Genomic DNA, 25,975 nt, shown 5'->3' on the forward strand with positions numbered 1-25,975 from the left:
GGCCCGCTCCCCCCTGTGCGGGCCGCCGCCGGACCTTTCTCGGCGGTGGTGTCCGACTGCCGCCCCTGGCCGGGCGGCGGTGGGGAGCCGGTCACCTGGGGAAGGACGCTAAACCTCGAAGTGCGGCGGGGGTAACGGCATGTACGGAAGTGGTGGGACTACGGCACGAGGTGACCGGATCGGACCATGATCCCCGCCCGGCGGCGGCCACTTGGCGCGGCCGGGTGACCGATGCGGGGGTTGTCCGGAAGCGGAGGGCGGGCCGGTGCTATGGGCCGCCGACCGGTGCTGCCGACCGGTGCCGCGGGCCGGTGCCATGGGCTCCGCCGGGGCGCGTACGGGACCGGCACCGGCACCGGGGGCGGTGCGGAGCGGTACGCGGACCTCCGGTTAGGGTCCGGGCTCATGGACGTACTCATTCATGTCTTCGTCGCCCTGCACATCATCGGCATCGCCGCCCTGCTCGGCGGCTTCCTCACCCAGCTGAAGGCCATGGGCGCCGGCACGGCCCGTTTCACCCCCGCCATGCTGCACGGCGCCCTGACCATGCTGGTCACGGGCGCGATCCTGGTCGGCCTCAACCAGGCCGACGACCAGACCGTGAACAACATCAAGATCGGCGTCAAGCTCGCGCTGCTGGTCGTGGTCCTGGGCCTCGTCTACGTGCAGCGCGACGAGGAGAAGGTCGAGAAGCCCCTCTTCGGCCTGGTCGGTCTGCTGACCACGGCGAACATCTTCATCGCGGTCCTCTGGACCTGAGGATGCTCTGGACCTGAGGGTGCTCCGGACCCGAGCGGCCGCCGACCTGAACAGCGGCCGCCCCGAGCCCTGGTGAGAGTCCTGAAGGTCCTGGAGGTGCCTTACGCCGGCCGCACCACGCTGTGGATCGGCATGTAGTAGATCGACTCCTCGCGGACGTACGCCCCCGGCTTGGGCGCGTGGATCATCATGCCGTCGCCGATGTAGATGCCGACGTGGCTGATGTCGTCGTAGAAGAAGACGAGGTCGCCGGGCTGCGCGCTGTTCACCGAGACCGTCGTGCCGACGTTGACCTGGTCCCAGGTGGTGCGCGGGAGCGTGACGCCCGCGGCCTTCCAGGCGGCCTGGGTGAGGCCCGAGCAGTCGTAGGAGCCGGGGCCGCTCGCGCCCCACACGTACGGCTTGCCGATCTGATCGCGGGCGAAGGCGAGCGCCTTGTCGGCCTTGGCGGTGGTGGAGGAGTCGGTCCCCGAGGCGCTCCCCGCACCGGTCGAGGTCCCCGTGCCGCCCGTGGACGTTCCCGTGCCCTGCTGGGCCTGCGCGGCCTCCTCCTGGCGCCGCTGCTCCTCGGCGGCGGCCTGCTGCCGCGCCAGCTCGTCGGCCTTGCGCCGTGCCTCTTCCTGCTTCTCCCGCTCGATCGCCGCGAGCCGCGCCTTCTCGTCGGCGGTCAGCTTCGAGAGGAGTCCGCGCGCCTCGGCGAGCTTCCGCTGCACGTCCGCCTTGGACGTCTTCAGCGTGCTCTGCGTCGTGGTGAGCGTCTCCAGGCTCTCGGACGCCTCCTGCCGCTTCTCCGTCGTAGCGGCCTGCTGCGTCGCGTAGTCGTCGACGGCCTGCTTCTGGCGGCTGGTCAGCCGGCTCATCAGCTGGGTCTGGTCGAAGTAGTCCTGCGGGTTGTCCGCGAGGAGGAGGGAAGCGGTGTCCGGAGTGGAGGCGCCCGTGCGGTACTGCGCGGCGGCGAACGTACCGAGTTCCTCGCGCGCCTCGTTGAGCTTCTCCGTGCGCTGGGCGACGTCGTCCAGCAGGGTGTCCACCTGCTTGCGCTGCTTGGTGGTCTTCTCCTTGGCCCCGTTGTACTTCTCGGTGGCCGTCCCCGCCTGCTGGTAGAGGTCGTCGACCTTCTTCTGGACTTCCTCCAGGCTCGGCTTGGGCTCCGCGGCGGGTGAGGCGTTCGCCGTCTGGGAGAGGAGGGCAACCGAGGTGAGGGCCGCGGTGGCGAGGGCCGGGGTCCTCATGCCCATGGGACTGGGCGGCCGCGTCTTGCGGTGTGGCGCCACGAGGGCGACTCCTTCCGTCATCCGCCTACCGGGTTAGCTGTCGGGTTCGGGCGAGTGCTTCGGAAGGTTTGCCCTACGGTCCTCGTCCCGGAAGGGAGTCGGACCGATTCACCCCAAGTTCGGTGGGTCCCCGGTTCCGTCGGCCACGAGGGCGTGCCGGATTCGGCGGAGGCCGCTCGGCCCGGCGATGTTCGCCGGTGGAGGTCGGGCGGCCCACTCGGCAAGTTAGCCAATTCGTGTGGCTCTTGTGAAGTTTGATGTGCGATATGCCCGATACATTTTCGTGACCTCAGCCTCAAGCATCGCTCTTCGAGGTCAATACGGAAGGATCTGCGATGAGTTGTACGGAGTTACGGAGTCCGCCTGGTTCCGGCCATTAAGGTCGGCTCGGCCCGGCCCGGGACAGCCCGGCGCCGACCGCCCGACTCAGGGGGTACGTATGGCACGCAGGGCGTACAAGGTGCGTACAGGACAACTTCTCGTCGCCTCGGCCACCGGGGTCGCTCTCGCCGTCACGGCGGGCGTCGCCCCCGCGAGTTCGGCGAGCGGTTCCGGCGGGAAGCCCGTCGTACGGGTGATCGCGACCGGCCTCGACAACCCGCGTCAACTCTCCTACGGCAACGGCCGGGTGTACGTCGCCGAAGCCGGCCGGGGCGGCAGGACGTGCACCGGCGGCGGCAGCCCGGAAGAGGTCCAGTGCATCGGGACCACCGCGGGAGTCACCAAGGTCTTCTGGAACGGCGGCAGTTGGCAGCAGCGCAGGCTGGTCGGCGGGCTGCCCTCCTCGGCCGCCAAGGACGGCGGCTTCGCGGTCGGGCTCAACGGCGTCTCGGCCCTCGACGGCGGTGTGTGGGGCGTCGAGACCTGGGCCCCGCCCGAGGCCGGCGTCCCCGAGGGCAGGCCCTGGAACACCCTCGGCAAGCTGCTGGGCATCACCCACGGCAAGGCGCGGATCGCCGCCGACATCGCCGCCGTCGAGCTGAAGCACAACCCGCACAAGGCCACGATCGAATCCAACCCGTACGGCGTGCTCGCGCTCCCCGACGGCCGGAAGATCGTCGCCGACGCGGCGGGCAACGACCTGATCGAGGTCTCGCCGCGGGGCAGGACCCGCGCTCTCACGGTCTTCCCCGACCACGACGGGAACGAGTCCGTGCCCACCTCCCTCGCCCTCGGTCCGGACGGCAAGCTCTACGTCGGCGAGCTGAACGGCGAGGCCGCGAAGCCGACCGCCCGTGTCTGGCGCGTCGACCCCCGCACCGGGAAGATCCTCGGCCGGCAGGGCGGCTTCGGTTCGATCACCGGGATCGCCTTCAACGGCAGCGGCGACCTGTACGTCAGCCAGCTCTTCGCCGGACGCGTGACCAAGGTCGCGCACGACGGCGGCAAGCGTACGAGCGTGAAGGTGCCGTTCCCGGCGGGCGTGGCGGTGGACCCGTACGACGGGAAGGTCTTCGTCTCCGCCTGGTCCGTCGCGGACCGTGACGGGACGGTGATGGAGGGCAAGAAGACGCCAGGCGGTCAGCTCTGGAAGATCCTCGGCTTCTGAGGGGCGGTTCCGCCGGGCCCGGATTCTGCGGGCGGGGTGCGAATTCCGTCGAGTTTTCGGGGTGGCGGCGGGGTGTCAGTGGGGGCGCCTAGACTCGGAGGGCGATGAGCAGCCTCTTTGATGACAGCTTCCTGGCGGACCTCAAGCCTTCCAAGGCCCACGAGGAAGAGCCCCCGCCGCCGCCCGAGGACGAGGCGCCGGAGCCGGTTCCGGACGACCTGTTCGGCGGCCGCTTCGACGTGCCGCCGAGCCGGGACGGCCACTACCGCGACGGCGCCCCGCGCCCGTACGTGGACCCGGCCGCGCTCCTGGACGGGCTGAACGAGAACCAGCGCGCGGCCGTGACGCACCACGGCTCGCCCCTGCTCATCGTGGCCGGCGCCGGCTCCGGCAAGACCCGGGTGCTCACCCACCGGATCGCCCATCTGCTGGGCGAACGCAAGGTGCACCCGGGCGAGATCCTCGCGATCACCTTCACGAACAAGGCCGCGGGCGAGATGAAGGAGCGCGTCGAGCACCTCGTCGGCCCGCGCGCCCACGCGATGTGGGTGATGACCTTCCACAGCGCGTGCGTCCGCATCCTGCGCAGGGAGTCGAAGAAGCTCGGCTTCACGTCGTCGTTCTCGATCTACGACGCCGCCGACAGCAAGCGCCTCATGGCCCTGGTCTGCCGCGACCTGGACCTCGACCCCAAGCGCTTCCCGCCCAAGTCGTTCAGCGCCAAGATCTCGAACCTGAAGAACGAGCTGATCGACGAGGAGGACTTCGCGGGCCAGGCCGTCGACGGTTTCGAGAAGACCCTCGCCCAGGCCTACGCGATGTACCAGTCACGGCTGCGCGAGGCGAACGCGCTGGACTTCGACGACCTGATCATGACGACGGTCAACCTGTTCCGGGCCTTCCCGGACGTCGCCGAGCACTACCGCCGCCGCTTCCGCCACGTGCTCGTGGACGAGTACCAGGACACGAACCACGCCCAGTACGCGCTCGTACGGGAGCTGGTGGGCCCCTCCGGCGAGGACCAGGACCCGGGTGAGCTGTGCGTCGTGGGCGACGCCGACCAGTCCATCTACGCGTTCCGCGGCGCCACCATCCGCAACATCCTCCAGTTCGAGGAGGACTACCCGAACGCGAAGACGATCCTCCTGGAGCAGAACTACCGCTCCACCCAGACGATCCTCACCGCCGCCAACGCGGTCATCGAGCGCAACGAGAGCCGCCGCCCGAAGAACCTGTGGACCAACGCGGGCGCGGGCTCCCAGATCACCGGCTACGTGGCCGACACGGAGCACGACGAGGCCCAGTTCATCGCCGACGAGATCGACCGGCTCACGGACGCGGGCGACGCGAAGGCGGGTGACGTCGCCGTCTTCTACCGTACGAACGCGCAGTCCCGTGTCTTCGAAGAGGTCTTCATCCGGGTCGGCCTGCCCTACAAGGTCGTCGGCGGCGTCCGCTTCTACGAGCGCAAGGAGGTCCGGGACGTCCTGGCGTACCTTCGCGTGCTCGCGAACCCCGAGGACTCCGTACCGCTGCGCCGCATCCTGAACGTGCCCAAGCGAGGCATCGGCGACCGTGCCGAGGCGATGATCGACGCGCTCTCCCAGCGCGAGAAGATCAGCTTCCCGCAGGCGCTGCGCCGCGTCGACGAGGCGTACGGCATGGCGGCCCGCTCGACCAACGCCGTCAAGCGGTTCAACACGCTGATGGAGGACCTGCGGACCGTCGTCGAGTCGGGCGCGGGCCCGGCGACCGTCCTGGAGGCGATCCTCGAACGCACCGGCTACCTGGCCGAGTTGCAGGCCTCCACCGACCCGCAGGACGAGACCCGCATCGAGAACCTCCAGGAACTCGCCGCCGTGGCCCTGGAGTTCGAGCAGGAGGCCGGTGAGGGCGAGGCGGCGGCGGGCGGGCTCTCCGCCTTCCTGGAGCGGGTCGCGCTCGTCGCCGACTCGGACCAGATCCCGGACGAGGAGGAGGACGGGTCCGGTGTCATAACGCTGATGACCCTCCACACCGCCAAGGGTCTCGAGTTCCCCGTGGTGTTCCTGACCGGCATGGAGGACGGCGTCTTCCCGCACATGCGCGCACTCGGCCAGACCAAGGAGCTGGAGGAGGAGCGGCGGCTCGCGTACGTCGGCATCACGCGCGCGCGGGAGCGGCTGTACCTGACGCGGTCGTCGATGCGCAGCGCCTGGGGGCAGCCCTCGTACAACCCGCCGTCCCGTTTCCTGGAGGAGATCCCGGAGGCGCATCTGGAGTGGAAGCGGACGGGCTCCATGGGGCCGGTGAACTCCGGTCCCGCCGCCGGTGTGGCGGCTTCCCTGTCCTCGTCCCGGTCGCGCTCGGCGGCCTCTGGTGCGTCCGGCTTCGCGACGCGGCGCGGCGGCGCGAGCGAGAAGCCGGTGGTGTCGCTGGCGGTGGGGGACCGGGTCACCCACGACCAGTTCGGCCTGGGCACGGTGGTCGGCGTGAAGGGCACGGGGGCGAACTCGGAAGCGACGGTCGACTTCGGCGAGGAGAAGCCGAAGCGGTTGCTGCTGCGGTACGCGCCGGTGGAGAAGCTCTAGGGCCCTAGCTCCGGGGCTTGCGGGGGCTCGACGGTTCGGTCGCGTCGAGCCTTGTGGGTGGGGCCGGGCGTGGGTCCGGGCCCTGGATCTCTGGGGCCCGGTGGCTCGATTACGTCGGGTTGAGGCCGTGGCTCCGCAGCCACGGGAGCGGGTCGATCGCCGAGCCGCCGGCCGGGCGTACCTCGAAGTGGAGGTGCGGGCCGGTGGAGTTGCCGGAGTTGCCGGAGAACGCGATCGGGTCCCCGGCCTTCACGACGGCGCCGGAGGCCACCTTGTAGCTGGCGAGGTGGCAGTACCAGGTCTCCGTGCCGTCCTTGGCGGTGACGATGACCATGTTGCCGTACGCGCTGTTCCACTCCGTGCGGACGGTCCCGTCGGTCGCGGCCATCACCGTCGTGCCGTACGAGACGGGGAAGTCGATGCCGGTGTGCACGGACATCCAGTTGATGCCGGCCTGTCCGTAGTAGGCGCTGAGCCCCTTCTGCGCGACCGGCAGCGCGAACTTCGGACGCAGCCGCTCCTTGCGGGCCGCCTCCTCGGCGGCCTTCCGCTTCTCCGCGTCCTGCTGGGCCTTCAAGTCGATACGTTCCTGCGTCCGGCTGGCCCGGTCGGCGAAGTCGTCCGCGTCCGCCGAGAGGTTCTCCAGCTGGGTGTCGAGCTTGTTGTTCACGGCGGCCGGTTTCACGGCACTCACGTCGGGCGCGGCGACGGTCGTCTCCTTGACGTCGTCCCCGCTCCCGCCGGGCAGCACCGTCGCGGCGGCGATCCCGGCCACACCCATCACACACGCCGAGGGCACGGCGACCGTCAGCAGCGCGGAACGCTTGGGCGGGGTACGGCGGCGGGAACGCGAGGCGGAACGGCCCGCCGCGCGCGCCGCCGAGCGGGAGCCGGGGGTGGCGCGGGCCGCGGAGGCCGCGGGGGCGATCTCCTCGACGTCGTCCAGGAGCGGGAGCTCATCGTGGTCGTGGGCACCGGTGTGATGACCGGTGCCCACGTCGGTGCCCGAGTTGACGCCGTCGGAGGAAGTGAACTCCCCCTCCACGGCGGCCTGTTCCTCGTACCCGACCTGCTCGAAGACCGAGGTGGCCTGCTGGTCGTAGGACCCGTGCTGCTCGTAGGACTCCGGTTGGTCGTACGACTCGTGGGCGGCCTGATGCTCGGTCAGCGCCTGATCATGTCCCTGCGCCTGATGCGTCTGGTGGTTCTGATGTGCCTGGTCGCCGCCGTCCGAGTTCCAGGCCGTCGCGTCGTACGCGCCCGTGTCGAAGGTCGGCGCGGTCCACTGCTGGGTTCCGCCGACCGGATCGGCCTGCTGCCACGCGTTCGCGTCCCACTGGCCGGTGGGGTCGGGCCCCGCGGCCTGCGCCGGGATCGCGCCGAGCTGCTGGTAACCGGCGTCCGGCCAGACGCCGGTCGTGTCGTAGCTGCCGGTCTCGTACGCGGCGTGGTGCTGGGCCGCGTACGGGTCGTAGTTCAGCGTCTGTTGGCCGCCCGTGGACCACTGCGTGGCGTCGTACGAACCCGTGCCGCCGCCGTTGCTTCCGGTTCCGCTCCCGTCGCCGGGAAGGTCGCCGAAGAGGGGGTCGGTGTCGAAGGTCGTCGTCGCGTAGGCGCCCGACGTGTCGTAGCTGCCCGTCGTGTCGTACGAGCCGGTGGCTGTCGCGTCAAAACCGGTGGCGGAGTATCCGTCGTACGTGGTGAAGTCGCCGTACTGGACGCCCTGTCCGCCATGGGACGCGTAGTGCGCCGAGGCGGCTTCGGGAGCCGGGGCCGGGGGAGTTACGGTCCCCGACGGGTGACGGTCGTTCACCAACTTCTCTTTCGCCTCGACAACAGGGGCTGGCAGAGCAGTGCGGTGACTGTACCCGGCGGTATGAGGGCGCGACAATCTTCGGCAGGTTTCCCCCTCTCAGGAAACGGGCATTCGGCCGCCTTTCGGCGGAGGGCGGGCAGAGCTTTGGCCTTGCGTTCGATGACTGTTCGAGAAATCGCGGATGGCCGGAGCCGGTTGAGCCGCTTCCGGTAAGCCTTCCGTTGCGCCGCTTCCCGCGGCGAAGCCACCGGCCGTGACGATTCCGGTTGCCTGGGTTACCTGGTTCCCGGCTTGTGCCGCTTCCCGTTGCGTGCCGGGCCGGATTACGCCACGGTCAGGCCGTCCGCGCGGGCGGCGGTGCGGGCTCCCGTTTCCTCGGCGTCGAGCGCCTGCCGTATGCCGACCGCGACGGCCGGGTGCACGGGCAGGGCGAGATGCCCGATTCCGCTCACCCGCACGTTCTGCGCGAGCAGGTCCGGGTGCTCGATGCAGGCGGTCTCCAACGGGTCCATCAACTGGTCGAGGTCGCTCCAGAAACTCACGAACCGCGTCCGGCAGTGCGGTGCGGGCCGGCCGAGCTCCTCGATCACCGTGGAACCGGGGCGCATCTGGCGGACGATCGGGTGCGCGTTCATCAGCGGGACGACGCGGGTGCCCGAGTGCGGCGTGCCCAGCGTGACCAGCGTCCGGACGCGGGCGTCCCCGCCGAGGCACTGTGCGTAGTACCGCGCGATCAGTCCGCCGAGGCTGTGCCCGACGATGTCCACCTCCTGGTGCCCCGTGCGCTCGCAGATCTCCTCTATGTGCCGGCCGAGCAGCTCGGCAGCGGTCCGTATGTCGCAGGTCAACGGTGAGTAGTTGAGCGACTCGATCTGCTGCCTGCCGTGCTGGGCCAGGGAGCGGCGCAGCAGCACGAACACCGAGCGGTTGTCTATGAAGCCATGCAGGAGGACGACCGGGGGCCTGGCCGGAGTGGGCAGCCGGGCAGCGTCCGCGGGGGCGTCCGGGTCGGTGATCTGCGGGTCTTCCGGGGTCCTGGGGGCGATCGGGACCGGGCGGCGCTCCGGAGTGATGCCGGAGGGGTAGAGGAGCAGGTGGCCCGCGAGGATCGCGATCTCCAGGGCGGTCGCCTTCAGGAGGGTCAGTGAGAGTCCGGCCAGTCTGCCGGGGAGCAGACGCTGGCAGAGTGGCAGAAGGGGCAGCAATGCCCTGGTGACCGTCATGGCCGACCTCCCGTCGGCGCACGGGAGGACGCCTCTGTCCCCCGTGTGCCCTCGTGGGAAACCGCCGCCGAAGAAGGCGACAGCGCACGTGCGGCGTGTGTGACGCCGGTGGAGCGACGGAGGTGCCCGTCGTCGTGCGGTCGCCGATGCGCCGCATCACCTCGCCGTGCGACTGACGGCTCGGAGGTGCGGCGACCTCGTAGCGGCTCCCCTTGCGCCCGTCCCGGCTGCGGCCCATGTGCCGCAGGGTGTGGGATCGGTGCGCGGCGAACTTGTCCCACTGTGTGATTTCCCCCTCGGTCTGCACCGTGAAACTGCCGGTTGCGGGATGGTGGCGATAACGTTCGTTCACTTCCCCGGCCTACGCGGTGTGGGGTGGCTGTGCCGCTGGGGCATACCTGATGTGGGTGCGGTGGCGGCGAGTCGCCGGTGTGGCCGTCAGGTGCTTCAGTCGGTACAGGGCGAGGGACGGCGGTCGACAGGTGACGGTCGATCGCCGATGGTCGGTAGAGATCTCTGCAGATCGGTGTAGTCGGTTCATGGAGGCAGTGATGGGTGTGGCAACCGGTCCGATCCGCGTGGTGGTGGCCAAACCGGGGCTCGACGGCCACGATCGCGGGGCGAAGGTGATCGCGCGGGCGCTGCGGGACGCGGGGATGGAGGTCATCTACACCGGCCTTCACCAGACGCCCGAGCAGATTGTGGACACCGCGATTCAGGAGGACGCCGATGCGATTGGGCTGTCCATTCTGTCCGGTGCGCACAACACGCTGTTCGCCGCCGTGATCAAGCTCCTTGAGGAGCGTGAGGCCGCGGACATCAAGGTGTTCGGGGGCGGCATCATTCCCGAGGCGGATATTGCGCCGCTCAAGGAGAAGGGGGTTGCTGAGATCTTCACTCCCGGGGCTACGACTGCGTCCATCGTGGACTGGGTGCGGGCGAATGTGCGGCAGCCGGTGTAGGGCTCCGGTGGTTGGGCGGGGCCACTGGTTCGGTTGTGGGTGGGTGCGGGTCGGCTCGGGCTGGTCGCGCAGTTCCCCGCGCCCCTGGGTGGGTGGGGGTGTGGGTGGTGTGTGAGCTGCGGGTTGGTTTGGGTTGAGCGCGCAGTTCCTCGCGCCCCTGGGTGGGTGGGGGATTGGGTGGTGTGTGAGGTGCGGGTTGGATTGGGCTGGTCGCGCCGTTCCTCGCGCCCCTAAAAGATTGGGGGGCTTGGGGCGGTGTGCGTACTGCGGGGCGGTGGGGGCTGGTCGCGCAGTTCCTCGCGCCCCTGAGGGGTGGGTTACGGGGTGGTGAGTTCGTTGTGCATGGTTGCTCTTAGGCGCAGTGTGGTGACCAGGCGTTGGAAGGACTCGGACCAGTAGCCGCCGGCGCCCGGAGCGGCGTTCTCGGGCTCGTCCGGGGTGGCTGTGAGGGCTTCGAGCCGGGTGGCCTCCGACGGGTCCAGGCAGCGTTCGGCCAGACCCATGACTCCGCTGAAACTCCATGGATAACTCCCCGCGTCCCGCGCGATGTTGAGGGCGTCCACCACTGCCCGCCCCAAAGGCTCCGCCCAGGGCACCGCGCACACCCCGAGCAGTTGGAATGCCTCGGACAACCCGTGCACGGCGATGAACCCCGCCACCCACTCGGCCCGCTCCGCGTCCCCCAGCGTGGCGAGCAGCTTCGCCCGTTCGGCCAGCGACACCGCCCCCGGCCCGCCTGCCTCCGGCGACACAGGAGCCCCCAACAGGGCCCTGGACCAAGAAGGATCACGCTGCCGCACCGCAGCCCGGCACCACGCGGCGTGCAGCTCGCCCTGCCAGTCGTCCACCACGGGCAGGGCCACGATCTCCTCCGGCGTACGCCCCCCGAGCCGCCGCGACCAGGTGCCGAGCGGCGCCGCCTCCATCAACTGGCCCAGCCACCAGGACCGTTCACCCCGGCCGGCCGGGGCCTTGGGGGCCACTCCGTCCCGCTCCATGCCCGGATCGCACTCGTGCGGCGCCTCGACCGCGAGCGTCGGCTTGTCCCGCGTGTGATCGACGGCCACGCAGGACCCGGCGCGCTCCGCCATCCGCCCGGCGAGCGCCGAACCCGGCAGCGCGGACAGCAGCTCGGCCGCCGTGGCCCGCACATTCCGGCTCCGGTCGGCCAGCGCCTGCTCCAGGAACGGCTCGTCCGCCGCGCACAGCCCCGTCCGCAACGAGTCGAGGAACATCAGCCGGTCCTCGGCCCGCTCCGTCGCCCACGTCGTGGCGAGCAGGTCCCGCGCGGCCGCCGCGTCCCGCGACCGTATCGCCGTAAGGAGCGTGACCCGCTCGGCGAACAGCCCTTCCTCCCACAACGCCCGCACCCGCTCCGGCTCTTCGGGCCCCGGCACCGCCGCCCCACCGCCCGGCGTCGAGCGCAGCGCGAACCGCCAGTCCGGGTTCAGCCGCGCCAGCCACAGGGCCCGCGGGCCCGCGAACGTCAGCGCCGGCGGCCGCAGGTCCGTACGCCCCCGGGCCGCGTCCAGCAGCGCGGGCAGCACCTCCGGGGGTGCGGCGAACCCACGTCGGTTCGCCGTGGCCAGCCACTGCGGCAGCAGCTCCATCAGGTCGGGAGCCGCCCCTCTGCGGACACCGCTGCCCGTCCCCGGCCGGTCGGCGAGCAGCATCGCCAGCCTGCGCGCCGCCGCCCGTGGCAACGCCGGACGCGGGTCCTCCGCCGCGGGGTCCACGCGGGCCGCAGCGGGCCCCGGCCGCATCCCGGCCCGCCGCCGTACGGTCTCCACGGCCGCCGCGTCCAGCAGCGCCCCCGGCGCCTCCCGCCCGGCCGCCACCCCCGAAGGCGTACGCCGCGCGGTCCCCAGCAGTGCCGCGGTCACGAGCTCCTCCCAGCGGTTCCCGCCGGGCGCGTTCGGGGGAGCCGGGGTCCTGTTCATGAGAGTCCCTTCTGCAAGGAGTTGAAGGAGTCGAAGGATTTGAAGGGGTTGAAGGAGCTGTTGGTGAAGGCGGAGGGTGCGGTGGGGCGTGGTGGCGTCAGCACAGGAGGACCGCCTCTCCCGGGCCCTCCGGCCAGGCCGTCAGAGGGGTGAAGCCTCGGTGGCCGCACTCCCCGAAGACGGTGACCGGTGCGCCGCCCGAGAGGGCGACCAGGCGCCACAGGCCCGAGCGGGAGCGGGCGGCCGGGGCGAGGGGCAGGGCCACATCGCCGTCGGCGTCCGCCAGTTGCCAGTCGTCGCCGTCCGGGGTCGGTATGACGCGGCCGAGCGTCACCGGGTGGGAGTCCAGCCACGGGTCGTCCCGGAGCGCCTCGCCGTACCGCTCCGCGGCCCGGGCCACGCTCACCCCCGGCGGACGCCGAGTCGTGGGCGCCGGAGCCGTGAACTGCTCGCCCAACGCGACCCGCAGCTGACCCGCGCCCGGATACGCGGCCACCTCCGCGTCGAGGGCCAGCCCGACCGGCAGCGACAGCTCGGGAGCGCGGCCGGCCGCCCCGTACGACAGGAGCAGGGCCGGGCGCTCCGACTCCGCCCCGTGCAACCAGATGCGCCGGGTCGTGAGGTGGCTGTCCGCCGTGTCGTACTGGGCGAGGACCAGCCAGTGGTCGCGCACCGGTGGGCCGTCCGCCGAACCGGGCAGCCCGATCCGCGAACGGACCGTCGCGGCAAGCCCGTCCGGCAGCCGCTCGCGGCGCAGCCAGCCCTGGTCGAGGAGATGCAGCAGCGCGCACTCCTCAAGCAGCCGCACCGGCCAGCCGGGCCCTGATGACGGGATCGCCCCCAACTCCCGCACCCGCGCGGCCAGCCCCGGCGCCTGCGCGTCGACCATCCGGGCCGCCGTCTCCTCCCACAGCCCGTACCCCGCCTGCTCGGCTGCCGCCAGCCCGCCCCGCAGCAGGTCGGTCAGCCGCTGCTCCAACTCCGCTGCCCCCGCGGTGATCCGCTCGGCCCGCCGCTCCGCCCTGCGCCGCGCCGCCTCCGGATCACCCGACGCCGACGCTCCGGACGCCGCGCCCGCCGTCCGCTTCTCCTCCGCCCGCTGCCTCCTCCCCGCTATCCACTCGCCCGCCCAGTCCGGCGCCTGCCCCCGCGGCACCGTGCCGTCCTCGCCCGCCCAGAGCAGCAGCAGCCCCAGCGCGTGCTTGCACGGGAACTTGCGGCTCGGACAACTGCACTTGTACGCGGGCCCGGTGGAGTCCGTGATGTCGATGACCGTTTGATACGGCTTGCTGCCACTGCCCCTGCACAGTCCCCACAGCGTCCCCTCGTCAGAACTGCCCGCCTCCGACCACGGCCCGGCCGCGCCGAGTTTGCTTCCCGCTTTGCGCGACGCGGCGTCAGGCGCCAGTGCCAGCACCTGATCCGCAGTCCAGCGCACCCCCTGCTGAGTCATGTCATCGAAGGTAGATCCCACCACTGACAATCGGCCGTCGCGAGATTGTTTCCGCAGGTCAGGGCCGATTGTCAGTGGCGTGGTGCACGGTGGAACCAGATCCGAACCGGCCGAGCCGCAAGGGGGACCGCTCCATGTCCGTGTCCGTCGACCCGACGTCCGTCGACCCGAGCCAGCACCAGTCCGCGCCCGTGAACGGGGGCGCGGGTGTGGGTACGTCCGTGCGGGCGCCCGCACGAGAAGCAGGCGAGGCGCTGCGGCCGCACGCCGAGGAGGCGTTCGCCGCCGAGCTCGCCGCGCTGGCCGCGCAGGACGACCGCCCGCGCCCGGTCCGCTGGCGGATGTCGCCGTGGGCCGTCGCGACCTACCTGCTCGGCGGCACACTGCCGGACGGCACGGTGATCACCCCGAAGTACGTGGGGCCCCGCCGCATCGTCGAGGTCGCCGTCACCACGCTCGCCACCGACCGGGCGCTGCTCCTGCTCGGCGTGCCCGGCACGGCGAAGACGTGGGTGTCCGAGCACCTCGCCGCGGCGGTCAGCGGCGACTCGACCCTCCTCGTGCAGGGCACGGCCGGCACACCGGAGGAGGCGATCCGGTACGGCTGGAACTACGCGCAGCTGCTCGCGAACGGGCCGAGCCACGACGCCCTGGTCCCGAGTCCGGTGATGCGCGCCATGGCCGAGGGCATGACGGCCCGGGTGGAGGAGTTGACCCGCATTCCCGCCGACGTGCAGGACACGCTCATCACGATCCTGTCGGAGAAGACCCTGCCGATACCGGAGTTGGGGTCGGAGGTGCAGGCCGTCCGCGGCTTCAACCTGATCGCGACCGCCAACGACCGCGACCGCGGGGTGAACGACCTGTCCAGCGCCCTGCGCCGCCGTTTCAACACGGTGGTGCTGCCGCTGCCGGAGAGTGCCGACGCCGAGGTCGACATCGTCTCGCGCCGGGTCGACCAGATCGGCCGGTCCCTCGACCTGCCCGCCGTGCCCGACGGCGTCGACGAGATCCGCCGCGTCGTCACCGTCTTCCGCGAGCTGCGCGACGGGATCACCGCCGACGGCCGTACGAAGCTGAAGTCGCCCAGCGGCACGCTCTCCACGGCGGAGGCGATCTCCGTCATCACCGGCGGGCTCGCCCTGGCCGCCCACTTCGGGGACGGCGTCCTGCGCGCGGGCGACGTCGCCGCGGGCATCCTCGGTGCCGTCGTCCGCGATCCGGCTGCCGACCGGGTCATCTGGCAGGAGTACCTGGAGGCGGTCGTTCGCGAGCGCGACGGCTGGAAGGACTTCTACCGGGCCTGCCGGGAGGTGAGCGCGTGAACGACCGGGAGGGGACGACGGAGCCCGGCGGGACGGCGGACACCGGCGGGGCGAGGGAGGTCGGCCGGGCGCCGGGACCGCTGTTGCTCGGAGTGCGGCACCACGGGCCCGGATCGGCGAGGGCCGTGCGGGCCGCCCTTGCGGCGGCGAGCCCCCGCGCGGTGCTCATCGAGGGACCGCCGGAGGCCGACGTACTGATTCCGCTGGCCGCCGACGAGGACATGCGGCCGCCCGTCGCGCTCCTCGCGCATGTCGTGGACGAGCCGGGGCGGTCGGCCTTCTGGCCACTGGCCGAGTTCTCGCCGGAGTGGGTGGCCATGCGATGGGCCCTGGAGCACGGGGTGCCGGCCCGCTTCATCGACCTCCCGGCCACGCACACGCTGGCATGGGGGCGGGACGCAGAGGAGCAGGGAGAGGGGGAAGGGGAAGGGCAGGGGGAGCCGGGTGGGCTTCCGGCCGTACCCGAGGAGGCCGTCCGGATCGATCCGCTCGCCGTGCTCGCAGAGACCGCCGGGTACGACGACCCCGAGCGGTGGTGGGAGGACGTGATCGAGCATCGGGGGATGCGCGGCGGGGACGCGTTCGTGCCGTTCGAGGTGCTGGGCGAGGCCATGGGGGCGCTGCGGGAGGCGTACGGGACCGGAGGGCATGAGCGGGATCTCGTGCGGGAGGCGTATATGCGGCTCCAAGTTCGCTCGGCCCAGCGGGAGTTCGGGGACGACGTGGCCGTGGTGTGCGGAGCCTGGCATGTACCCGCGCTACGGCAGAGGACGACCGTCGCCGCCGACCGGGCGCTGCTCAAGGGACTGCCCAAGGCGAAGGTCGACATGACGTGGGTGCCGTGGACGCACCGGCGGCTGGCGCGGGCGAGTGGTTACGGCGCGGGGATCGACTCACCGGGGTGGTACGGGCACTTGTTCAGCGCCGCCGACCGTCCGATCGAGCGCTGGATGACGAAGGTGGCAGGGCTGCTGCGGGACGAGGACCGGCTCGTCTCGTCCGCGCACGTCATCGAGGCGGTGCGGCTCGCCGACACGCTCGCCGCGATGAGAGGCAGGCCGCTGCCCGGTCTGACCGAGACCACCGATGCCGTACGGGCCGTGATGTGCGAGGGCTCGGACGTGCCGCTCGCGCTCGTGCACGACCGGCTCGTCGTCGGTGACGTCCTGGGCGAGGTGCCCGCGTCGGCGCCCGCGGTGCCTCTGCAGCGCGACCTCGCCCGGCTCCAGCGCCGGCTGCGGCTCAAACCGGAGGCGCTGGAGCGGGAGATGGAGCTCGACCTGCGCAAGGAGAACGACGCCGAGCGCAGCAGGCTGCTGCACCGGCTGCGGCTCCTGGGCATCGAGTGGGGGGAAGCGGTCGCCTCGCGCGGCAGCACGGGTACGTTCCGGGAGACCTGGCGGCTGCGCTGGGAGCCGGAGCTGGCGGTGCGGGTCGCCGAGGCCGGGGTGTGGGGCACGACGGTCATCGCCGCCGCGACCGCGAAGGCCGAGACGGACGCGATCGGCGCACCCTCCCTGGCCGACGTGACGGCACTCGCCGAGCGCTGCCTCCTCGCCGAACTCCCGGACGCGCTCCCGGTGGTGATGCGGGTCCTCGCCGACCGCGCCGCCCTGGACGCCGATGTCGGCCACCTCGCCCAGGCTCTGCCCGCCCTGGTCCGCTCCCTCCGCTACGGCGACGTACGCGGCACGGGCACGCACGCCCTGGCCGAGGTCGCCGCGGGTCTCGCGGAGCGCGTCTTCGTGGGCCTGCCGCCGGCCTGCGCCGCGTTGGACACGGAGGCCGCGGAGGAGATGCGGGGGCATGTCGACGCCGTGCACGGGGCGGTGGGGTTGCTGGGGGAGGGGGAAGAAGAAGGAGAGGGAGAAGGGGAGGGGCCTGCGGAGGACTCGGCGGGGGCCGACTCCGCCCCTCGGCCACCCCGACCTGGGCCCGGAGTTGGCACCGGCACCGGCACCGGTATACGCGGCCGGTGGCACGCCGTGCTGCGCACCCTGTCCGGGCGGGAGACGATCCCCGGGGTCATCCGGGGGCGGGCCGTGCGGTTGCTGCTGGACGACGGGGAGTTGGCGCAGGGGGAGGCCGCGCGGCTCATGGGGCTCGTGTTGTCGCCCGGGACGGCGCCGGGGGACGCGGCGGCGTGGATCGAGGGATTCGTCGGCGGCGGCTCCGGGGGCGGGATGCTCCTCGTGCACGACGAGCGGCTGCTCGGGCTGGTCGACGAGTGGCTGACCGGGGTGTCGGGGGACGCGTTCACCGACGTACTGCCGTTGCTGCGGCGCACGTTCTCGGCGTACGAGGCAGGGGTGCGACGCACGCTCGGTGAACTGGTCCGGCGCGGTCCCGGCACGAAGGGGAGCGCCACGGGGGCCGCCTCCGGCATGCCCGGCTTCGCCCCCGACCTGGATGCCGGACGCGCGGATGCCGTACTGCCGGTGCTGCGCCTGCTGCTGGGGCTGGACGAAACCGAGCGCGTCGACCGCACCGGCCGCGACGATGACGCCGACCGCGCTGACAACGCCGACGACAACAACGCCGACGACAACGGCCTTGTGGGGGTGGCCCGATGAGCACGGAAGCGACTGGCCAGGCGGGTCCGACCGACGCATCCGACGAACGGATGCGGCGCTGGCGGCTCGTGCTCGGTGGTGAGGAGGCGGACGGTACCGGGTGTGCGCTCGCCGGGCGGGACGCCGCGATGGACGGGGCGCTCAGCGCGTTGTACGGGAACGGAAAGGGGGGCGGCGCGGCGCGGGCGGGGAAGGCGCGGTCGGCGGGGCTCGGGGCGTCCGCTCCGTCCGTCGCCCGGTGGCTGGGGGACATCCGGACGTACTTTCCGTCCTCCGTCGTCCAGGTCATGCAGCGGGACGCCATCGACCGGCTCGGCCTGTCCACCCTCCTGTTGGAGCCGGAGATGCTGGAGGCGGTGGAGGCCGACGTCCACCTGGTCGGCACCCTGCTCTCGCTCAACAAGGCCATGCCGGAGACGACCAAGGAGACGGCACGGGCCGTTGTGCGCAAGGTGGTGGAGGACCTGGAGAAGCGGCTCGCGACGCGGACCCGGGCCACGCTCACCGGCGCCCTCGACCGAAGTGCCCGTATCAACCGGCCGCGCCATCACGACATCGACTGGAACCGCACGATCTCGGCCAATCTCAAGCACTACCTGCCCGAGTACCGCACGATCGTGCCCGAGCGGCTCATCGGCTACGGGCGTGCGTCGCAGTCGGTGAAGAAGGAGGTCGTCCTCTGCATCGACCAGTCGGGGTCGATGGCGGCGTCCGTCGTCTACGCGTCCGTGTTCGGCGCGGTCCTGGCCTCGATGCGGTCCATCGACACCAGGCTCGTCGTCTTCGACACGGCCGTCGTCGACCTCACCGACCAGCTCGACGACCCGGTCGACGTCCTCTTCGGCACACAGCTCGGCGGCGGTACGGACATCAACAGGGCGCTCGCTTACTGCCAGTCGCAGATCACCCGCCCCGCCGACACCGTGGTCGTGCTCATCAGCGACCTCTACGAAGGGGGGATACGGAACGAGATGCTGAAGCGGGTCGCGGCGATGAAGGCGTCGGGGGTGCAGTTCGTGACGTTGCTCGCGCTGTCCGACGAGGGGGCTCCCGCGTACGACCGTGAACACGCGGCGGCGCTCGCAGCGTTGGGCGCGCCCGCGTTCGCGTGTACGCCCGACCTCTTCCCGGAGGTGATGGCGGCGGCGATCGAGAAGCGCCCACTGCCGATACCGGACACCGGGAGCCCGGCGCGGCAAGGCCAGTAAGGCAGCAAGGCTGTATGGCTGTAAGGCGATAAAGCGGTAAGGGGGCAAGGCGGTAAGAGGGTAAGGAGGCAAGGCTGGACGGGTGAAGTGGCAAACGGGGCATGTGGCGTCGGGACATGGAAAACGGGACATGAGCGTCCATCGGTAACAGGGGGCTTGCGCAACCGCGGGAGTTCCGTGCGAGGATCTGCGGGTCTTCGGGGGGCGCGCTGCGTTTCTGCCGCGCCCCACCTCGCTCCGACCCGCTCCACCTCACTCCGCTCGGCCCCACTCCGTTCCACCTCGTTCCACATCCTCCGCCCTGTTCCGCCGCACGGGAGGCCCGCTCCGTCTTGCCCTTGTCAGCCGCACTGCCCGGTGTCGCTCTGCGCGTGACGCGCACGGCGGCGGGGCGGCGTGCGCTGCAAGTGGTGTTGCTGGTGGGTGGGTTGTTCGTACTGGGGCTTCTCTGCGGGGAGCAGGCGCGGGCGGCGGACGGTGTGGGGGCGACACCGACGGAGGTCGTCCGCTCGGTGGAGGGCTCGACCGAGCGGCTCGTGACGAATCTGACGAATCCGGTCGGGCAGGCGGCGAAGGACGCGCAGCGGGCTTCGGACCAGCAGACCGGAGAGCGGTCGGCGGAGCCGAATCCGCCGACCTCGCCGAACGTGAGCACGCCCCCGTCCGACTCCTCGCCGTCGAGCACGTCCTCCGAACCGGCCGGGCCTGGGCTCCCCAAGGCGATCACGCCCGTGACCGACGGAGTCCAGCGCGTCGTGCGCCCTGTGACGGAGCGCGTCGTTCGCCCGGTCACCGAGCAAGTTGTCCGCCCGGTGACCGAGCGGGTCGTTCGCCCGGTCACCGGGCGCGTGGTGCCGCCGGTCGCCGAAGGTGTCGTACGACCCATCGGGGATCTGGTGGACGGGATCACCGGTGGGGTCACGGAACCGCCGCCGTCGTCGCCTTCGCTGCCGCCGTCGCAGTGGTGGCCGTCGTGGCCTCAACTCCCCACGCTGCCGGGCCTTCCGGAGTTGCCGGGGCTGCCCGCGGTTCCGGGGCAGACGTTGCCGGTCGGCACGGCGCCGCAGCAGCCGGGCGGGGCGACGGACGAACACGGGGCGGCCGGCCGCGAGGCCGAGGAGAAGGCGCGCGACGAGGGTACGGGCGCGTACGGGCCGCAGTTCGGCGGCGGCTCAGCGGTGGATGGTGCCGACGTGGACCACGCCGCCGACCAAGCCGATGACGCGCGAGCCGTGCAGGCTCCCGCGCGACAGGCTCCTGACGGTGGATCCGACGGTGACCCCACGGGTTCGTCGGGGCATCGGTCCGCGGTCGACAACGGGTCGCCGCGGCACGGCGACGCACAGGCCGTCGCGTTGAACGAGCGGGCCCAGCTTCGGCTGGTGCCCGGCGCCGCCGCGGATGTCACCGCGGCCGGGACCCGGGACAGGCACCGGGACATTCCGGCATTCCCCGGTTAGAGCAGACCTTCCCCCGCTGAGACCTGCCGCGCGGGGGCGGAACAGGTCTGCCCGCCGTCCGGGCATCCCTCCGGTCTCCGGACGGGACCAGTCGGACGCCGAACCGCTGTCGTAGCTGTAGCCGTTGCCGTTGCCGTAGTCGTCGGTCCTCAACTCCCCGGACCGGCACGGCATCGCGACCGCGCACGCACGGCGCACCCGGCCTCCGGCACCCGGAAGCCCCCCACTCCACACGTCCTGAAATCTCGGTATCCCGAAGGATCTGACGCACGCATGCACAAGAACATCCGCCGTTCCATCGTCATAGCCGCCGGCGTCACCGGCGCGTGGGCGCTCGGCTCAGCCGTCGCCAGCGCTGACGAACTGCCCGCCACCTCCGCCACCGTTCCCGATGTGTCGCTGTCCGTGGACGACGTGGTCGGCAGCACTGTCAGCACGGTCGACGACACTGTCGACGGAGTCGTGGGTGACGTTCAGAGCGACGCCCCCACCGTCACGGACAAGGTCGCCGACACCACCGACACCACCGACACCACCGCCAGGGCGAAGGCGGCCGACCAGGCCCGCCAGTACGTCGAGGGCGAGCTGCCCGCACACCAGACCGTGCAGAAGACCATGGCCAAGACCACGACCACGACCACGGCCAAGGCCAAGACCACGACCACGACCACGACCAAGGCCACGGACAAGGCGGCGGCCACGGCGAGGGACGCGGTGTCCGACACAGCGTCCGACGCCACCAGTTACCAGAACCCCCAGAGTCCCCAGGACGAGGTCGACTACCTCTTCGGCCCGTTGTCGGCGTTCGCGCCCCAGCTGGAGCAGGCACTCGGCGCGGCCCAGGCGAAGCTCGCGGCCGACCGTCGCACCGTCGCCGGTGTCTCCTCCGACGCCCGCACCAAGGTCCGGCAGACCGTCGCCACCGCAGGCAGGACGGTCTCCGACACCCGCAGGACCGTGACCGGCGCCCCCGGCCAGGTCCAGGCCACGGCCGACGGCGTCCCCGCCCAGATCCAGGGCACCGTCACCGGCGCGAAGGCCCAGGCCCACGGCATCGTCACTGGTGTCCACACCGGTGTCCACGGCACCGTCGCCACCGCCGGCGGCCTGACCCAGGCCACGGTCACCACCGTGAAGGCCGACGCGTCCGCCACGGTCACCGGCATCCCTGCCACGGTCCACGGGGTTCACCGGACGGCCGTCCCGGTCGTCGACCAGACCGCCGCCGCCGTACTTCCGCCGGTCGCCGCCACGGCCGTTCAGGGCGTCACGCCGATCGCGGGCCGTGCCGTCAGTGGTGTCGCGCCCGTCGCCGACCAGGCCGTGACCGGCGTCGGGTCCGTCGCCGACCGGGCCGTGACGGACGTCGCGCCGGTCGCCGTCGGCGCCGTGGACGGGGTGGCCCCGGTCGCCGGGTACGCCGTCGGCACCACCACCGCCCTCGCCTACGGCGTCGTCGCCGACGTGCACGCGTACACCCACGGCGTCGTCGGTGACGTCGCCCCCTACGCGACCGGCGTGGTCGGCGAAGCGGCACCGTACGCGACCGGCGTGGTGGACGACGTCGTCCCGTACGCGACGGGTGTGGTCGGTGATGTCGCCCCGTACGCGACCGGAGTCGTCGGTGAGATCCCGCCGTACGCCACCGGTGTCGTGGGCCAGGTCGCCGACGAGACCGTCGCCGCCGTCCTGCCGCCCGTCGTCGCCACCGCCGTGGACGGCGTGGTCCCGGTCGTCGGACAGGCGGTCGGTGACGCGACCGCGCTGGCCGACGGTGTCGTCGGTGACGTGCGGCCCTTCGCGGGCGGTGTCGTGGGCGAGGTCCCGCCGCTCGCGTACGGAGTGACCGGTCAGGTCGCCCCCTTCGCGCAGGGAGTCGTCGGCGAGGTGCCGCCCTTCGCCGAGGGCGTCGCCGGCGCGGTGCGGCCGGTCGTGGAGACCGTCGTCGACTACGTCCGGCCGGTCGTCCGGGGCGTCGGCGGCAGCGCCACGGCGCTGGCGTACGGAGTCACGGGCGACGTCCGTCCCTTCGCGGACGGCGTCGTCGGCGCGGTCGACCCGTTCGCGGCCGGTGTGGCCGGCCAGGTCGCGCCCTTCGCGCAGGACCTGACCGGGACCGTCGAGTCGGCCGGCGGCCCGCTGGCCGGGAACGCCGTCAGCGGCGTCCAGGCAGTGGCCGAGTCGGTCACGCCGGGCTACCTGCCGGACGCCGAGTACGGCCAGTACGCGCAACACGGCACGCACGGCCAGTACACGCAGCCCGGCCAGTACGGCCAGTACGGCTCCCCGTACGGCGTCTGAGCGCGGCGGACCGCCTCACCGCGCACGCCACCCCATCCGACTCCGCAGGGCGCCGGCCCCGTACGGCCGAAAGCCGTCGGCCTGTCCGACCGAAACCCCGCGGATAGGGACGGGTGGTCCCCATTGGGGTGGGGACCACCCGCCCTGAGCCCCTCAAGGGGCTGTTCAACGGGCCTCACCGGGCCGACCCCAGCCTGGTGAGGCCCTGTGCGTGCGTGGCCCGTGAAGGCATCTGTGACCGTAATCACCGCTCAGGTGTGACCTGCGATTTACGACCCCGCCGCCCACGGCGATAACCTGCGAGACGGACATGCCGCGTGCCGGCCACCGTGCCCACGCCCTCCTTGTGACCGCGCAGTCACGTTGCCCTTCGCGGCACGCCCACGCAGACAACGAACCGCGAGATACCTGATAGGGACGGACGCGCGTGGACCTGTTCGAGTACCAGGCGAGGGACCTCTTCGCCAAGCACGGTGTACCGGTGCTGGCCGGTGAAGTCATCGACACGCCTGAGGCGGCGCGCGAAGCCACCGAGCGTTTGGGCGGCAAGTCGGTCGTCAAGGCGCAGGTGAAGGTCGGCGGCCGCGGCAAGGCCGGTGGCGTGAAGCTGGCCGCCGACGCCGACGAGGCGGTGGCCCGGGCCACCGACATTCTCGGCATGGACATCAAGGGCCACACGGTCCACAAGGTGATGATCGCCGAGCTGTCCCCGGAGATCGAGGCGGAGTACTACGTCTCGTACCTCCTCGACCGCACCAACCGCACCTTCCTGGCCATGGCCTCGGTGCAGGGCGGCATGGACATCGAGGAGGTCGCGGAGAAGACCCCCGAGGCCCTCGCGAAGGTCCCGGTCAACGCCGTCGACGGCGTGGACATCGTCAAGGCCCGCGAGATCGTGGCCCTGGCGAAGTTCCCGGCCGACGTGGCCGAGGGTGTCGCCGAGGCCATGGTGACGCTGTGGGACACCTTCGTCGCCGAGGACGCCCTCCTCGTCGAGGTCAACCCGCTGGTGAAGACCAAGGACGGCCGCATCCTGGCCCTCGACGGCAAGGTCTCCCTCGACGAGAACGCCGACTTCCGCCAGCCCGAGCACGAGGCGCTGGAGGACAAGGAGGCGGCCGACCCGCTGGAGGCCGCGGCCAAGGCCAAGAACCTCAACTACGTCAAGCTCGACGGCGAGGTCGGCATCATCGGCAACGGCGCGGGTCTCGTCATGAGCACCCTCGACGTCGTCGCGTACGCCGGTGAGGCGCACGGCGGCGTGAAGCCCGCCAACTTCCTCGACATCGGCGGCGGCGCCTCGGCGCAGGTCATGGCCAACGGCCTGGAGATCATCCTCGGCGACCCGGACGTCAAGTCCGTCTTCGTCAACGTCTTCGGCGGCATCACCGCCTGTGACGAGGTCGCCAACGGCATCGTCCAGGCGCTGCAGCTGCTCGCCGACAAGGGCGAGGACGTCACCAAGCCGCTCGTCGTCCGCCTCGACGGCAACAACGCGGACCTGGGTCGCAAGATCCTGTCGGACGCCAACCACCCGCTGGTGCAGCGCGTGGACACCATGGACGGCGCGGCCGACAAGGCCGCCGAGCTGGCCGCGGCCAAGTAAGGACGAGGGAAACCACAGCCATGGCTATCTTCCTCAACAAGGACAGCAAGGTCATCGTCCAGGGCATGACCGGTGCCACGGGCATGAAGCACACCAAGCTCATGCTGGCCGACGGCACCAACATCGTCGGTGGCGTCAACCCGCGCAAGGCGGGCACGTCGGTCGACATCGACGGCACCGAGATCCCGGTCTTCGGCACGGTCGCCGAGGCGATCGAGAAGACGGGCGCCAACGTGTCCGTCCTCTTCGTGCCGCCGGCCTTCTCCAAGGCCGCCGTCGTCGAGGCCATCGACGCCGAGATCCCCCTCGCGGTCGTCATCACCGAGGGCATCGCCGTCCACGACTCCGCCGCCTTCTGGGCGTACGCGAAGGCGAAGGGCAACAAGACGCGGATCATCGGCCCGAACTGCCCCGGTCTCATCACCCCGGGCCAGTCCAACGCCGGCATCATCCCGGGCGACATCACGAAGCCGGGCCGTATCGGCCTGGTCTCGAAGTCCGGCACGCTGACGTACCAGATGATGTACGAGCTCCGTGACATCGGCTTCTCGTCCGCCGTCGGCATCGGTGGCGACCCGGTCATCGGTACGACGCACATCGACGCGCTCGCCGCGTTCGAGGCCGACCCCGACACCGACCTGATCGTCATGATCGGCGAGATCGGCGGCGACGCCGAGGAGCGTGCGGCGGACTTCATCGCGAAGAACGTGACGAAGCCGGTCGTCGGCTACGTCGCCGGCTTCACCGCGCCCGAGGGCAAGACCATGGGCCACGCCGGCGCCATCGTCTCCGGCTCCTCCGGCACGGCCGCCGCGAAGAAGGAGGCCCTTGAGGCCGCCGGTGTCAAGGTCGGCAAGACCCCGACCGAGACGGCCAAGCTGGCTCGCGCCATTCTCGGCAACTAGGCACAGCCAGGCGCAGTCGGGCACAGCCAGGGACGGCCTGGCACAGCCTGGCCGGCTGAAGCGCCGGATTCGACTGGATCGCCTGTACGCGGCCGGGCCCGCACCCCTTCTCCAGGGGTGCGGGCCCGGCCGCGTTCTCAGCGCAGTTCAGGGACCAGCCTCTCCGGGCCCTTCCCGAGCATCGAGTGGAGCCTGGCGCGGAGCTGCCGGTCCGTCTCGGAGAGCGGGCCGGGGCCCGAGCGCGGCGGTACACCGTGGACGGTTTCGCCGGGGGCCCGCGGGGCCTCGTAGTGGTCGGGGGCCGAGCGGAGCGTGAACGCGGTGGAGCCGATGATCAGGACCGTGAAGGCGACGGCCGCGAGGGTCCAGCAGCGCGCGCGGCGCTCGCTGCCCGAACGCACCGCCGCGGGTGCGGGTTTCACGGCGGTGGTCGCGGTGGTCGCGGCGGCCCGCAGCCGCTCGGTGCCCGCGAGTTGCGTCAGACGCTGCCGCAGCACCTGGGGATCCGCCAGCTCCGGCAGCCGTCCGGCGAGGGTCTCGCGCGCGTACAGCAGCCGGTTCGCCGCCGCGCGCGTGCTCGCCTCCGTCTCCGCCGCGGTCTCAGGCAGGCCGAGGCCGAGACCGTCGTGGAGGAGCAGCGTGCGGCGGTACGCGGGCGGCAGCCTCAGCAGTACGGAGAGCAGCCGACGGTCGTCCAGAGCGGCGGGCGGCGCCTCCGGATACCGGTGACGCAGACGCAGCCGGTGCCAGGGAGACACCGCGTACTCGTACGCCGCCGCCCGCACCCAGCCCGCCGGGTCCCGGTCGACCGCCACCTCGGGCCAGCGCTGCCAGGCCTGGTGGAAGGCCCGCTCGACGGACTCGCGGGCCAGTCCGCGCCGCCCGGTGAGCAGATAGGCCTGCCGTACGAGGGCGGGGGCGGCGAACGCGTAGAGGGCGTCGAAGGCCTGAGCGGGGGTCAGGGCCGGGGCAGGGGTGTCGGTCTGCGTCACCGGGCTGCGCCCCTTCGTACGTAAAAGTACATAAAACATATATTGAGCGACACATCCGG

At 71.7% G+C, this 25,975-nt stretch carries 17 protein-coding genes and 1 riboswitch; of the genes, 11 read left to right on the forward strand and 6 right to left on the reverse strand.

Going from position 1 to position 25,975, the window contains the following annotated elements; translation table 11 throughout:
* Nucleotides 1-405: 405 nt before the first annotated feature.
* A complete protein-coding gene (locus AB0I18_RS00005; RefSeq protein WP_363103018.1) occupies nt 406-759 on the forward strand; it encodes a hypothetical protein in 354 nt (117 codons plus the stop codon).
* Between the two features lie 101 nt (nt 760-860).
* On the opposite strand, the gene AB0I18_RS00010 is transcribed toward AB0I18_RS00005, so the two are convergent.
* On the reverse strand, nt 861-2,033 hold the full coding sequence (locus AB0I18_RS00010; protein WP_363103019.1) for an NlpC/P60 family protein: 1,173 nt from the start codon (nt 2,031-2,033) through the stop codon (nt 861-863).
* Between the two features lie 6 nt (nt 2,034-2,039).
* A riboswitch (cyclic di-AMP (ydaO/yuaA leader) is annotated at nt 2,040-2,211 on the reverse strand.
* Between the two features lie 261 nt (nt 2,212-2,472).
* Between AB0I18_RS00010 and AB0I18_RS00015 the strand changes: the two genes are divergently transcribed.
* Nucleotides 2,473-3,582, forward strand: coding sequence for a ScyD/ScyE family protein (locus tag AB0I18_RS00015; RefSeq protein WP_363103020.1), 1,110 nt, complete (start codon nt 2,473-2,475; stop codon nt 3,580-3,582).
* A 104-nt stretch (nt 3,583-3,686) separates the two neighbouring features.
* The gene (pcrA, locus tag AB0I18_RS00020) at nt 3,687-6,152 is read left to right on the forward strand and encodes a DNA helicase PcrA (RefSeq protein WP_363103021.1); all 2,466 of its coding nucleotides are present in this window, start codon (nt 3,687-3,689) and stop codon (nt 6,150-6,152) included.
* A gap of 109 nt (nt 6,153-6,261) precedes the next feature.
* Here the strand turns inward: pcrA and AB0I18_RS00025 are convergent, their stop codons facing one another.
* Entirely contained in the window at nt 6,262-7,965 is a 1,704-nt protein-coding gene (locus tag AB0I18_RS00025; protein ID WP_363103022.1) for a M23 family metallopeptidase, read from the reverse strand.
* Between the two features lie 326 nt (nt 7,966-8,291).
* Nucleotides 8,292-9,191, reverse strand: a complete 900-nt coding sequence (locus AB0I18_RS00030; RefSeq protein ID WP_363103023.1) for an alpha/beta fold hydrolase — start codon at nt 9,189-9,191, stop codon at nt 8,292-8,294.
* Between the two features lie 551 nt (nt 9,192-9,742).
* Between AB0I18_RS00030 and AB0I18_RS00035 the strand changes: the two genes are divergently transcribed.
* Nucleotides 9,743-10,153 carry a cobalamin B12-binding domain-containing protein gene (locus tag AB0I18_RS00035; RefSeq protein ID WP_363103024.1) on the forward strand — a complete coding sequence of 137 codons (411 nt, stop codon included), beginning with the start codon at nt 9,743-9,745 and terminating at the stop codon, nt 10,151-10,153.
* 317 nt (nt 10,154-10,470) lie between these two features.
* On the opposite strand, the gene AB0I18_RS00040 is transcribed toward AB0I18_RS00035, so the two are convergent.
* Together AB0I18_RS00040 and AB0I18_RS00045 are read right to left on the reverse strand one after the other, a co-directional pair.
* Complete coding sequence (locus AB0I18_RS00040; protein WP_363103025.1) at nt 10,471-12,093, reverse strand: DUF5691 domain-containing protein; 1,623 nt, start codon at nt 12,091-12,093, stop codon at nt 10,471-10,473.
* A gap of 97 nt (nt 12,094-12,190) precedes the next feature.
* Nucleotides 12,191-13,546, reverse strand: a complete 1,356-nt coding sequence (locus AB0I18_RS00045) for an SWIM zinc finger family protein (RefSeq protein ID WP_363103026.1) — start codon at nt 13,544-13,546, stop codon at nt 12,191-12,193.
* A 134-nt stretch (nt 13,547-13,680) separates the two neighbouring features.
* Between AB0I18_RS00045 and AB0I18_RS00050 the strand changes: the two genes are divergently transcribed.
* The 7 genes from AB0I18_RS00050 (at nt 13,681) to sucD (ending at nt 24,924) form a co-directional block, all read left to right on the forward strand.
* On the forward strand, nt 13,681-14,871 hold the full coding sequence (locus AB0I18_RS00050; RefSeq protein WP_363103027.1) for an AAA family ATPase: 1,191 nt from the start codon (nt 13,681-13,683) through the stop codon (nt 14,869-14,871).
* A gap of 80 nt (nt 14,872-14,951) precedes the next feature.
* The gene (locus AB0I18_RS00055; protein ID WP_363103188.1) at nt 14,952-17,444 is read left to right on the forward strand and encodes a DUF5682 family protein; all 2,493 of its coding nucleotides are present in this window, start codon (nt 14,952-14,954) and stop codon (nt 17,442-17,444) included.
* Nucleotides 17,441-18,652 (forward strand): VWA domain-containing protein, encoded by a 1,212-nt coding sequence (locus AB0I18_RS00060; protein ID WP_363103028.1) that lies wholly within the window; start codon nt 17,441-17,443, stop codon nt 18,650-18,652. Before AB0I18_RS00055 ends, AB0I18_RS00060 begins: the two co-directional genes overlap by 4 nt.
* Nucleotides 18,653-18,990: 338 nt before the next feature.
* A complete protein-coding gene (locus tag AB0I18_RS00065) occupies nt 18,991-20,112 on the forward strand; it encodes a hypothetical protein (RefSeq protein WP_363103029.1) in 1,122 nt (373 codons plus the stop codon).
* Nucleotides 20,113-20,385: 273 nt separating this feature from the next.
* The gene (locus AB0I18_RS00070) at nt 20,386-22,413 is read left to right on the forward strand and encodes a hypothetical protein (RefSeq protein ID WP_363103030.1); all 2,028 of its coding nucleotides are present in this window, start codon (nt 20,386-20,388) and stop codon (nt 22,411-22,413) included.
* A 427-nt stretch (nt 22,414-22,840) separates the two neighbouring features.
* Nucleotides 22,841-24,019 (forward strand): ADP-forming succinate--CoA ligase subunit beta, encoded by a 1,179-nt coding sequence (gene sucC / locus AB0I18_RS00075; protein WP_363103031.1) that lies wholly within the window; start codon nt 22,841-22,843, stop codon nt 24,017-24,019.
* 20 nt (nt 24,020-24,039) lie between these two features.
* On the forward strand, nt 24,040-24,924 hold the full coding sequence (sucD, locus tag AB0I18_RS00080) for a succinate--CoA ligase subunit alpha (RefSeq protein WP_363103032.1): 885 nt from the start codon (nt 24,040-24,042) through the stop codon (nt 24,922-24,924).
* A 137-nt stretch (nt 24,925-25,061) separates the two neighbouring features.
* On the opposite strand, the gene AB0I18_RS00085 is transcribed toward sucD, so the two are convergent.
* Nucleotides 25,062-25,916, reverse strand: a complete 855-nt coding sequence (locus tag AB0I18_RS00085; protein ID WP_363103033.1) for a sigma factor-like helix-turn-helix DNA-binding protein — start codon at nt 25,914-25,916, stop codon at nt 25,062-25,064.
* Nucleotides 25,917-25,975 lie beyond the last annotated feature (59 nt).

The sequence above is a fragment of the Streptomyces sp. NPDC050704 genome (assembly GCF_040654355.1).
In the GTDB taxonomy this organism is placed as follows: Bacteria; Actinomycetota; Actinomycetes; order Streptomycetales; family Streptomycetaceae; genus Streptomyces.